The sequence below is a fragment of the Pseudoalteromonas sp. AOP7-A1-14 genome, from assembly GCF_052376275.1.
Classification (GTDB): Bacteria; Pseudomonadota; Gammaproteobacteria; order Enterobacterales; family Alteromonadaceae; genus Pseudoalteromonas.
The window spans coordinates 1-11225 of record NZ_JBQSVO010000120.1 but is presented as its reverse complement, the minus strand read 5'-3'; the positions used below and the strand labels follow the sequence as shown (position 1 = coordinate 11225).

The following is an 11225-nucleotide window of genomic DNA, read 5'->3' as shown; positions in this document are numbered from 1 at the left end:
TATACCATCTACTTGGAAATCGGTAATTTGAAAGCCTCGAGCGAAGTACAAAGGTCGCTGACTATCATACTGTGTAACATTTACGCCAGGAACATTTAGCATAACATCGTTAATGTCAGTAATGGCGCTTAAATCCATCAACTCACGTGAAATGCTACTTACAGACTGTGGTAATTCTTTAGCTGACAGAGGGATTCGAGTGGGGTTTTGATTACTAAATGGTGAGCTTTTCACCTCGATCACTTCGATATCTTGGTTGTCTTTATTTATATTTTTATCTGTAGTTTCTTGCGTTGCAAGCACTTGTCCAGAGAATACCGCAGCGATTGTTAACACTAAAGAGTAACGACTTTTGCGGCCTTTAAAACTAGGAATTGATGCGCAGTTATTTGAAATTCTTGGTATGTAGAGCTTGTGGTTTAGTTCCATTTGTTTATATGTCCCAAATATTTATAGTAATAGAAATGATAACTATTCTTATTGTTTCATTGGTAGTAGCTAGAGTCAACCTATTACTTACTTTTGTTAATCTTGGGGGGAGGGCTGAAAATTTAGAGGAGTTAATACAAGGCTTCTTGAGAGGGTCATGAAGTTTGCTAAAAACGTTAGTGGCGATAATGTTAACAGTCAGTAAATTATTTAATTTTGAATTAAAGAGTTAGTCATTTTTATGAAAGTTAAATTTTTCAATTCTCACAGTCCTATTATGATTTAATAGTTCGAAAGATTCGAGAGGTACTAAATGATCACTTATTGAGCAGTTGAGCCAAATAAGGCCTCGGTTATGGTTTATATAGTAATTTAAAAATCAGTAGCAAAAAGTCCGCTTTGATATTTTTTATTTTAGCGAGATAATGCTTAAGTACTGAGGCAAGTACTGAATAAATGTGACTAGAGACAGTAGAATTACGCAGGTGGTCGAGTGGAACAATTAAATGGGCGTTAAGTTGGCAAATAGGTCTTTTAATATCAATACATATATCACTATAGAGCCAATGATGGCTCGAATTTAGAAATACCAATAAAACCCATACAGGAATATAGATGAAGAGTTTGATAGGCGTGTTGTCAATACTGACACTGCTGGGCGGTTGCGATTGGTTTGGCGATAAAGCTGAGATTACACAGGCAGAGGCTGCCTATTTACTACCAGATCGTCACACCGAAAATGCCAAGTTACAGCTGCAACCGGCCAATACGTTGTCCAATGCTGATCTTTATCAACGTGCTCTGAGTTTGTGGCCGACAGCTTATCGGGAGCTCAGTGTGCCGACTTCACTAGGCCAAGCGAGAGTGATTGTCGCTGGCCCTGTTGATGCAGAGCCAGTGGTGCTGCTGCATGGTATGCAGGCAAACTCAGCTATGTGGTACCCTAATATTGCTGCATTGGCCGAAAATTATCGGGTTTATGCCATCGATGATTTACTAGGTTCGGGCGGCTCGCGTGCGAGCGCAGACATTACAGATATGGATCAATTGGTTAACTGGTATCAGGAGTTGTTCGATATTTTGGAACTGGACTCGATGCATCTAGTTGGCGCTTCGCGTGGTGGCTGGCAGGCAACTGCGATTGCATTAGCCGAGTCGGCGCGAGATAGGTCACGTATTCAGCGTTTGGTGTTACTAAGTCCAGCTCAAACCTTTGGCTGGATTCAGTTCAGTAGCGAGTTACTGACGAGTATTTTTTTTACTCTTAATCCTGATCGCGATCAGGTACACGAGAGCTTAAAGAGTCTGTCGAGCCAGCCACAGGCGATAAACCCAATTTATCTTGATCTATACGTAGCAGCGCTTAGGGATGACCCTGTGCCTGATTTAATAACAGAGCTACGGCCGTTTTCGGATCAGCAGCTGCAACAGGTTACTTTGCCGACATTAGTGCTGATTGGCGATAATGACATGATGAACGATCAAGGGAGCCTCGAACGGGCCAAAAAAATGTTAGTGCAGGTACAAATCGAACAAATCCAAAGTGCCGGTCATTTTTTAACGGTCGATCAGGCTGATAAAGTAAATAGCGCGGTGTTGAATTTTTTATCCCGTTAAGTTTGTTAATGAATACTTGTTCGCAGACTTAGTATCTAAGTCTAATATTATTTTAGTGACTCTTTTATTATGTTTTTATCTCTAGGTATAATTAAAAAACGCGTAATAACAAAAGAAAGTTCGATGAGTTTATTATCTATACAAGAATATTAAAATATAGATAAAGTGGGTTATATTTTGCTTCTTAACAGGTCTTAGGCCCCAATTTTACTGTTTACACTCGGCGCTAAAAATGGATTATAATAAGCTACTCAAGCAGGACAAAGCAGTTTGTTGTTTTCGTTCCTCAACATTTTAGCAAGCTGTTTATTGTCTCTTGTGAGGCGTATACGATAAGGATGATTTTCATTTGACTCCACTTCATAAAAAAATACAAGACACCTTACCTGACACAATGTTCATACCTGAACCATTAGTTAAATTATTTGATTGGATTGAAAGCAATGGTTTAGCTGAAGAAACTGAAACAGGTCGTGTTGGTTACTTGTACCCCATAGAAAAAGTAAGAAATGAATGGGATGATCACCAAAGACCGGGCGGTACTTTAATCGAATTTTACGCTGAGGAACAAAGTGATGACTTTTACATTGTTCACAAAGGTATTAAAGATAGGCTGCGTATATTTGCGCGTACAGGTGGGGATGGCTCTGTAGCCGCTTTTTGGCTTGATGATAACGGTGAACAAAAAATTGTGCATATTGGATCTGGCTCAGGTTCAATTTTAGCCTGTGTGCTAGCTGACAATGCTGTAGATTTTATTCGGTTAATTGCCATAGGATATGATGAGGTTTGTTGGAATGACGATTTTGATGAAACACCTTTCGCAAGCTTTAAAAAAAATGAATTTATTGTAAAGCCTAATTTAAAATTTCAAGATTGGGTTGTTCAGGAATTTAATACATCTATTCCTAAAACAGCATTAGAAATCGTTAAAAATCCTGCTGAGTTTGGTGATGAGAATTCAGGGGACATATTTTGTGAGTGGCTTGAAGTAAATAGCGCATAATAAGTAGCTGCACTTTGATTAGTCTCTGATTGCATTTCAACCTTTTTTTGGTTTTCTGTTTAGTTTGTTACAGAGGAAATCTCTGCGTATTTTTGTCGCTCAACGTGCCTGATATCTTTAATTCGGCTCTTTTCAACAAGCTGTGATAGCGTTGGTATAGTTGCTAAATTTAGGCTCTATCATAGAGAATTTATCAATGTGAGTGTTTAAGTGGTATTAAAGGCACCGGTGGATCGTATTTTGCGCCGCTTAGTAAGATGCCAGATGAATTATCTATTTAAATAAGTTTTTTCGTAAGGGGATAGAAATGAAAAAATTAATATCATTAAGTTTAATACTCGTTTGTTTATCATTTTCAGTAATAGCTGATGATGGTTTGATTAAATATGAAAGTAATTACTCGGTAAAAGAAACAGCAGACCGTTTTGAAAGTATAGCTGAAAGTAAAGGGTTAACTCTCTTTGCTAGAGTCGATCACCAAAAAAATGCCAGCGGTGTCAATTTAGAGTTAAGACCGACAGAAGTCATTATTTTTGGAAACCCTAAAATTGGTACGGTTTTAATGCAGTGTGCTCAAAATGTTGCTATTGATTTACCTCAAAAAGTGATGGTAAGTGAGGATGCTAATAGTAAGGTTTGGCTTTCATACAATAGTCCAAGTTATCTGATGAAGAGACACGACATAAAAGGTTGTAATAAAGTAATCAATAAAGTTACGGGTGTATTAAGGCAGCTATCAAAAGCAGCAGTAGCTAAATAAATATTCCAAAAAAGAATAAAGATAAAGTACTTTTAGTTATCTTGGTTAACTAAAAGTACTCTATTTAGTTGGTTTAAATGTAAACCCTTGAGTGAGCCCATTTAAAATCTACATCGTTGAAGGGCTGACGAATAATCATTAAAGTCATTAGTAATCATTCTAGGTTTAAACACTCGAACCGCGGACTATTAAACCTGGAGGGAGTAGGGTGTTTTCAACTTCTTCCCCACGGATCAGTTTGAGTAAATTATCAACGAGCATTTCACCTGCAAGGGTGGTGTCTTGTTGAACTGTAGTTAGGGGAGGATTTACAAAGCTGGCAATGGCTATGTTGTCAAAACCAACTACATGCACATCATTAGGCACTTTTATGCCGGCTTCTTTGAGTGCTCGAATAGCACCAATAGCAATTAAGTCACTCGCAGCAAACAATGAATTAAACTGCACATTATTGGCTATTAGTGAGCGCGTGGCGTGATAGCCTGACTCTTCAGTTGATATGGCATTAGCCATTTTACGTTCGCTAAGTTTAATACCGCGGCTGCTAAATTCATCTTTAAAACCTTGATAGCGTGCAAAAAATTCTGGACTATGCTCAGAGGCATCACCAATAAACACGCAGTCTTTACGATTACTCTCTAGTAAATGTTCAGCGGCAAGTTTGCCCCCGCCGTAATTATCACAACTAACGGTTAAGTCAGGCCGATTATCAACACTTGCTCCCCAGCAAACAAATTTAGTATTTTGATCTAGTAAACTGTTAAATTTTTCTTGGTAATCGATGTAATCACCATAACCCAATAAAATAATGCCATCGGCGCGGTGGCTGTCTTCGTAATCGGCTTGCCAGTCGGCGCTGGTTGATTGAAAAGAAACTAGTAAATCATAACCTTGCTTAGCGCAGGCACGAGTGATACTGCCGAGCATGGATAGAAAAAATGGATTTATTTGTGATTCATCAGAAGTGGGATCTTCAAATAATAATAAGGCAAGGGTGCTACTTTGCTGGGTACGTAAGTTGCTGGCATTTTTATCGACTTTGTAGTTAAGTTGCTTTGCTATATCAAACACCCGCTTGCGCGTTTCTTCATTAACTAAAGGGCTGTTACGCAGTGCACGGGAAACCGTGGATTGTGATACGCCTGCATAATGCGCAATATCGAATGATGTCGCTTTACCTTTCATAGTCACAACTTAGTTAAATAACGAGTGTTAGTAATATTGTTGTCATTTTCGACTATTTGCTGATTTTTTCAAGCTATTTGTCAACAATGGAATATTTTTATTGATTAAAGTATGACACCGGTGTCATACTGTCGACGTTTATCATTTTGTTGTCAAAACGTATTGGCTGCTCATTTAGTTGGGCTGCATTTTTCGCAAATACTAGGATAACCGCTTTGAGGTGATAGCTCAAAGCTTATCTGCTCACAGTGGCCTTGCCATTGAAATTATAAAAACAAGTAGTAATACTGCTTAGGCAAATAGAGAAAACACCATGAGCTCACAATTAAATACTGAATTTAACCCAATTTTAGTTGCCGACATTGGCGGCACAAATGCACGCTTTGCATTAATAACTGGATTTGACACTGGCGCTAATCAGTTTGTTATTGAACATAATCATAAGTTTCCAAGTACTGATTTTGGTTCACTAGAAGCTGCTATTAAGCATTACTTCACACAAATCCCTCATCAGCAACCTAGCGGTGCATGCTTAGCCGTTGCAGGGCCTATTAAAGCAGGCCAAGTACATTTAACTAATTTAGGCTGGCACTTTAGTGTTGCTCAGTTAAAAAATGAGTTTGCGTTTGATGAGCTTGAAGTGATCAACGACTTTGCAGCCTTTGCGTATGCTGCGCCTTATCTAGATAATAGCCAAAATTTAGCAGTAAAAGCAGGTCAAGCTGATAATAATGCCAACATTGCGGTAATGGGTCCTGGTACTGGCTTTGGCGCTGCGTGTTTAGTGCGTACAGCACAAGGTAGCGCAGTACTTAGCTGCGAAGCAGGGCACATAAGCCTTGCGGCAGTCACAGAGCTTGAGCGAAAGCTAATTGCTGAGCTTAGAAAAGAGCTTAGCCACGTTTCTGTCGAGACTATATTTTCAGGCCCAGGCATTGCCCATTTATATCGCGCAATGGCTGCGGTAAATAATGCACCCGTAAAAAACATTGATGCAGCTCAAATTAGCCAATTAGCAGCAACAGGAGAATGCGCTATTTGTGATGCGACCCTTAATCAATTCTGTGATTGGATTGGGAGTGTTGCAGGGGATTTAGCCTTGACTTTTGGTGCGCTCGGTGGCGTATTTATTGGAGGTGGAATATTACCACGTATGCAAGAGCGCTTATTAGTTAGCCGCTTTGTTGAACGCTTTGCAGATAAGGGCATTATGTCGCAGTACACAGGGCAAATACCCGTGACCTTAGTAACGCAAGACAATATTCCTTTAGTCGGTGCGGCGGCTTGTTTACATGTTAATAGCCAAAGTTAAATATTAGATGAGTATTGGATGAAAAAAGTAACTATAAACAGTGTAGCAAGTTATGCGGGGGTTTCTAAAAAAACCGTGTCGCGCGTGCTCAATAATGAGCCTAACGTGAGCGATGCAACCCGCAAGAAAGTACTTAAAGTATTTAAAGAGCTAGACTACACACCTAATCCAATTGCTCGGGGTTTGGCGCAAAATCGCAGTTTTATTATCGGTTGTATTTACGATAACCCCAGTAAAAGCTATATAACTCGAGTGCAAACGGGGGCATTAGCCGCTTGCCAAGAAAATCATTATAACTTACTTATTCATCCGTGTGATTTACGTGGTGAAGCACTTATTAATAATATAGAGCAGCTTTTACAAACCTCTCGTTTAGATGGTTTGGTATTAACCCCGCCATTTTCAGATTTTAAAGTGTTGGTTGATTTTTTAAAGACAAAAAATATTCCATATGCTCGAGTTGCCTCTGCTGTATTAGAAGATGACTCTATTTCGGTGCGCAGTAATGATGAACAAGGTGCTTTTGAAATTACCGAGCATTTAATTAAGCTTGGCCATAAGAATATTGCTTTTATTAAAGGTCATCCAGATCACAGTGCCACCGAACAGCGCTTTAAAGGCTACAGACGTGCGCTTAGTAGCTACGCTATTGAATTTAACGAACGTTTGGTTGAAGAGGGTAACTTTAGTTATCACTCTGGAGTCGATAGTGCGCGCAGCATTTTAGATTTATCGCCAAGACCAACCGCAGTTTTTGCATCAAACGATTACATGGCTGCTGCGGTGCTAAAGCTTGCCAGTCAGCGCCAGCTTAAAGTACCTGAGGATATCTCGATTGTTGGCTTTGATAATGCTCCCATTGCGCGGCATATTTGGCCTGGGCTTACAACTATCGCACAGCCTGTAGAAGAGATGACTAAGCAAGCGGTCACCCAGCTCATAAGTCATATTAGTGAGCCGCAAGAAACCCCTTATCAAGTAACGCTTGAAGCGCGTTTGATCACCCGTGAATCAAGCGCTCAGCTAAAAAACTAGCACGTTTAAGTTATCCCATAATAGCCCGAGATTGCATGACGCTTTCTTGGGTTTATTGCCTGTATTAAAATAAATAATAATTCATTATTTGCTCATATCAAAAAATTAGACTAAATTTAAAAGTTAAGGTTGACACCGGTGTCACAGTCATGCGTTAATAAACTGACACCGGTGTCAGGTTGGTTGTGAGAGACGGCCTGGTAGCGTACCTTTGAACGGGTAAATCAAAGACGCTCAGTACAGTTATTTTCGTGGAGTCTGTAATTGTTACTGAGCCTTTATCCTCTAACTATAGAGATGAGTCGAATTATGTTGCATCCTCGTATCCAAGAAGTCACTGAACGCGTTATTGAACGTAGTAAATCAACCCGCCAAGCTTATTTAGACCGTATTGCACACGCAAAAAAACAAACAAGAGTTCGTGCAGGCTTAGGTTGCGGAAATATTGCCCATGTTATGGCTGCTTCAAGCAGCGATGATAAGGCGCGTTTAAAAGCTGATGAACAGCCAAATTTAGCTATCATCAACTCATACAACGATATGCTTTCAGCGCATGTACCGTATAAAGATTTTCCAGATTTAATTAAAAGCATTGCGACTAAACATGATGCCACAGCGCAAGTTGCTGGTGGTGTACCTGCAATGTGTGATGGCGTAACCCAAGGCCGTGATGGCATGGAGTTGTCGCTTTTTTCACGTGATGTAATCGCTATGTCTACTGCCGTTTCGTTATCGCATGATGTGTTTGATGGTGTATTTTGCTTAGGTGTATGTGACAAGATTGTCCCGGGCTTATTGATTGGTGCATTATCATTTGGCCATTTACCTGTGTACTTTTTACCAGCAGGGCCAATGCAATCAGGCATTCCTAATAAAGAAAAAGCCCGCGTACGTCAAAAATTCGCGCAAGGCTTAGTAAGTCGTGATGAACTATTAGAAGCCGAAAGTGCGTCTTATCATAGTGCCGGTACCTGTACGTTTTACGGTACTGCCAACTCAAACCAAATGCTTATGGAAATTATGGGCTTACACCTACCAGGTAGCTCGTTTATAAATCCATATACTGAATTACGCGATGGTTTAACCGGTAATGCAGTAGAAACCATGCTTAATCAATTAATTGATAGTAAAGACGCAAACTGTTTAGCAGATGTTATTACTGAAAAAACCATTATCAATGGTTTAGTTGGTCTACTGTCAACGGGTGGTTCAACTAACCATGCAATCCACTTAGTGGCAATTGCTAAAGCGGCAGGTATTCAGCTGACTTGGAAAGATATGTCCGACTTATCTGCGGTTGTACCACTGCTAGCACGCATTTATCCAAATGGTTCAGCAGATGTAAATCACTTTCAAGCTGCAGGCGGTATGGGCTTTTTAATGAAGCAACTAGTTGGCGCAGGCTTCTTACATAACGACGTTAAAACGATTGTCGGTGAAGGCCTTGAAGCGTATTCCTGTGAGCCTCGTTTAGCGAGCGATAGCAGCGTGATTATGACTGACAGCTCAGGCCCAAGTAAAGTTAAATGGGTTCCGTGTCCTGAAAAGTCACTGGATGAAGATGTTCTTCGCCCTGTTGATAACCCATTTAGTAAGCATGGTGGTTTACAGCTACTTCAGGGTAATTTAGGTAAAGCGGTGATTAAAGTATCTGCTGTTGCCGAGTCACATCAAGTAGTAAGCGCACCGGCTAAAATATTTAGCACACAAGCAGAGTTACAAGAGGCATACAGCCGTGGTGAGTTAAACCAAGATTTTATCGCTGTACTTAAAGAGCAAGGGCCAAAAGCGAAAGGCATGCCGGAGCTTCATAAGTTAACGCCAGTAATGGCAACTTTGCAAGATGAAGGTTACAAAGTTGCGATTGTTACCGATGGCCGTATGTCAGGTGCATCAGGCAAAGTGCCTGCTGCTATTCATTTAGCGCCAGAGGCAGTTGAAGGTGGCGTTATCGCTAAAATTCACGAGGGTGATTTAATTACGCTTGATGCTCCCGCAGGTATTTTAAAAGTACATGTAAGTGACGAAGAATTAGCACAACGAGAACTACAACTTAGTATGCCAAGCCAAACATTTGGTACTGGCCGTGAGTTGTTTGAAGGATTTAGAAGTATCGTAAGTAGCGCAGATATGGGCGCCAGCGCCTTTGGCATAAAAGAATAATACGCCGTACTGGATATGAGGAACAAGCAATGAGTATTGAAAAAATATTATCGTCAGCACCGGTTGTACCTGTGGTTGTAATTGACAACCTTGAAGACGCCGCGCCACTTGCTAAAGCGCTTTATAATGGTGGTTTAAAAGCATTAGAAATTACCTTGCGTACGCCAATAGCGGCAGAAGCGGTAAAGCTAATGAAAGAAGCTGTACCACAAGCCTACGTCGGTACAGGTACCGTGGTAGATAAAGCAAGCTTTGATGCATCTGTTGCCGCCGGCGCTGATTTTATGGTGAGCCCAGGTGTTAATGATGAACTATTAGCACTTGCAAAGGAAACGGATATTCCATTTTTGCCAGGTGCGGCAACATCTAGCGAAGTAATGAAACTGGCTAGCCATGGTTTTAAGTTTTTAAAGTTCTTTCCAGCAGAGGCTGCAGGCGGTACTGCAATGCTTAAATCTATTGGCGCACCATTACCGCAGGTTACTTTTTGCCCGACAGGTGGCATTACTTTAGCAACTGCACCTGACTACTTAGCACTTAGCAATGTAATTTGTGTTGGTGGTACGTGGATGTTAGACAAAAAATTAATAGCAAATAAAGACTGGCAAGCCATTGAAGAGCTTGCTCGCCAAGCAAGTGAAGTTAAATAATTAACGGGAGTTTATAATGATTAATGTAGCAATTAATGGCTATGGCCGTATCGGTCGCAACGTATTACGCGCACTTTATGAGTCGGCACAAAATAACGAAATTAAAATCGTAGCAATTAATGACTTAGCACCAGCAAATGTTAATGCGCATTTAACGCAATTTGACTCAGTGCACGGTCAATTTTCTAAAAAAGTAACGCTGTCTGATAAGACCATGCTAATTGGTAATGACGAAATTACCCTGACTCAAGAACGCGATCCAACTAACTTACCGTGGAAAGCATTGAACGTAGATATCGTTTTAGAATGTACTGGTTTATTCACGTCTCGTGAAGCGGCCAATCAGCACATTGAAGCAGGCGCCAAAAAGGTAGTCGTGTCAGCACCAGGTACTGATTTAGATGCAACGGTTGTTCATGGTGTTAACAGTGATGTAATTAACGCTGATAGCAACATTATCTCAAATGCATCTTGTACGACTAACTGTTTAGCGCCAATTGCAAAAGCAATTAACGACACCGTAGGTATCGAGCAAGGTAGCATGACAACTATTCATGCTTACACAAATGATCAAAACTTATCTGATGTGTACCATCCTGATCTATACCGTGCGCGCAGTGCAACACAGTCTATGATCCCAACAAAAACCGGCGCGGCGAAAGCGGTTGGTTTAGTGCTACCAGAGCTTGCTGGTAAACTTGATGGCATGTCAGTACGCGTACCAACAATCAATGTTTCTTTAGTTGACTTCACTTTCATTACCAAGCGTGAAACCACAGCTGACGAAATTAATGAAGTAATGAAAGCTGCTTCAGTTGGTTCTATGAAAGGTATTTTAGAATATAACGAACTACCGCTCGTTTCTATCGACTTTAATCATAATCCTGCGTCATCAATTTTTGATTCAACGCAAACAAAGGCTGATGGCAAACTAGTCAAAGTAATGGCTTGGTACGATAACGAATGGGGTTTCTCAAATCGTATGCTAGACCAAGTTAAAGCACTAGGTCAGTATTTATAATTAGGCCTAAGTAAAAGTTTAGCTTTATCCAACAAAGCCGCGTTTTG

The 11225-nt window shown here is 40.5% G+C and carries 10 protein-coding genes; 8 read left to right on the top strand and 2 right to left on the bottom strand.

The window, feature by feature from the left end; genetic code table 11:
• Positions 1–429: TonB-dependent receptor plug domain-containing protein (locus ACT3RM_RS15100; RefSeq protein ID WP_444511404.1), on the bottom strand; the 429-nt coding region annotated here is incomplete at its 3' end.
• 837 nt (positions 430–1266) lie between these two features.
• Between ACT3RM_RS15100 and ACT3RM_RS15095 the strand changes: the two genes are divergently transcribed.
• The 3 genes from ACT3RM_RS15095 (at position 1267) to ACT3RM_RS15085 (ending at position 3812) form a co-directional block, all read left to right on the top strand.
• The gene (locus tag ACT3RM_RS15095) at positions 1267–2046 is read left to right on the top strand and encodes an alpha/beta fold hydrolase (RefSeq protein ID WP_444511403.1); all 780 of its coding nucleotides are present in this window, start codon (positions 1267–1269) and stop codon (positions 2044–2046) included.
• Between the two features lie 349 nt (positions 2047–2395).
• Positions 2396–3052 carry an SMI1/KNR4 family protein gene (locus tag ACT3RM_RS15090; protein ID WP_441836109.1) on the top strand — a complete coding sequence of 219 codons (657 nt, stop codon included), beginning with the start codon at positions 2396–2398 and terminating at the stop codon, positions 3050–3052.
• A gap of 307 nt (positions 3053–3359) precedes the next feature.
• Entirely contained in the window at positions 3360–3812 is a 453-nt protein-coding gene (locus tag ACT3RM_RS15085; RefSeq protein ID WP_441995205.1) for a DUF302 domain-containing protein, read from the top strand.
• A 165-nt stretch (positions 3813–3977) separates the two neighbouring features.
• Here ACT3RM_RS15085 and ACT3RM_RS15080 read toward each other — a convergent pair whose 3' ends face one another.
• On the bottom strand, positions 3978–4997 hold the full coding sequence (locus ACT3RM_RS15080) for a LacI family DNA-binding transcriptional regulator (RefSeq protein ID WP_441995207.1): 1020 nt from the start codon (positions 4995–4997) through the stop codon (positions 3978–3980).
• 313 nt (positions 4998–5310) lie between these two features.
• Here ACT3RM_RS15080 and glk point away from each other — a divergent pair, with 313 nt between their 5' ends.
• The 5 genes from glk to gap all read left to right on the top strand — a co-directional run bounded on the left by glk (position 5311) and on the right by gap (position 11178).
• Positions 5311–6309: a glucokinase gene (gene glk / locus ACT3RM_RS15075; protein ID WP_441995209.1), complete on the top strand. Its 999-nt coding sequence runs from the start codon at positions 5311–5313 to the stop codon at positions 6307–6309.
• A gap of 18 nt (positions 6310–6327) precedes the next feature.
• Positions 6328–7344: a LacI family DNA-binding transcriptional regulator gene (locus ACT3RM_RS15070; protein WP_441995211.1), complete on the top strand. Its 1017-nt coding sequence runs from the start codon at positions 6328–6330 to the stop codon at positions 7342–7344.
• A 309-nt stretch (positions 7345–7653) separates the two neighbouring features.
• Complete coding sequence (gene edd / locus ACT3RM_RS15065) at positions 7654–9507, top strand: phosphogluconate dehydratase (RefSeq protein ID WP_441995213.1); 1854 nt, start codon at positions 7654–7656, stop codon at positions 9505–9507.
• A 29-nt stretch (positions 9508–9536) separates the two neighbouring features.
• The gene (gene eda / locus ACT3RM_RS15060) at positions 9537–10157 is read left to right on the top strand and encodes a bifunctional 4-hydroxy-2-oxoglutarate aldolase/2-dehydro-3-deoxy-phosphogluconate aldolase (RefSeq protein ID WP_441995215.1); all 621 of its coding nucleotides are present in this window, start codon (positions 9537–9539) and stop codon (positions 10155–10157) included.
• A 16-nt stretch (positions 10158–10173) separates the two neighbouring features.
• Entirely contained in the window at positions 10174–11178 is a 1005-nt protein-coding gene (gene gap, locus ACT3RM_RS15055; RefSeq protein WP_441995217.1) for a type I glyceraldehyde-3-phosphate dehydrogenase, read from the top strand.
• The last annotated feature ends 47 nt before the right edge of the window (positions 11179–11225 follow it).

Excerpts from the sequence above, each read along its gene's own strand:
- ACT3RM_RS15085 (WP_441995205.1), top strand. The coding sequence starts at position 3,360 with ATGAAAAAATTAATATCATTAAGTTTAATACTCGTTTGTTTATCATTT.
- ACT3RM_RS15080 (WP_441995207.1), bottom strand. The coding sequence starts at position 4,997 with ATGAAAGGTAAAGCGACATCATTCGATATTGCGCATTATGCAGGCGTA.
- glk (WP_441995209.1), top strand. The coding sequence starts at position 5,311 with ATGAGCTCACAATTAAATACTGAATTTAACCCAATTTTAGTTGCCGAC.
- ACT3RM_RS15070 (WP_441995211.1), top strand. The coding sequence starts at position 6,328 with ATGAAAAAAGTAACTATAAACAGTGTAGCAAGTTATGCGGGGGTTTCT.
- edd (WP_441995213.1), top strand. The coding sequence starts at position 7,654 with ATGTTGCATCCTCGTATCCAAGAAGTCACTGAACGCGTTATTGAACGT.
- eda (WP_441995215.1), top strand. The coding sequence starts at position 9,537 with ATGAGTATTGAAAAAATATTATCGTCAGCACCGGTTGTACCTGTGGTT.
- gap (WP_441995217.1), top strand. The coding sequence starts at position 10,174 with ATGATTAATGTAGCAATTAATGGCTATGGCCGTATCGGTCGCAACGTA.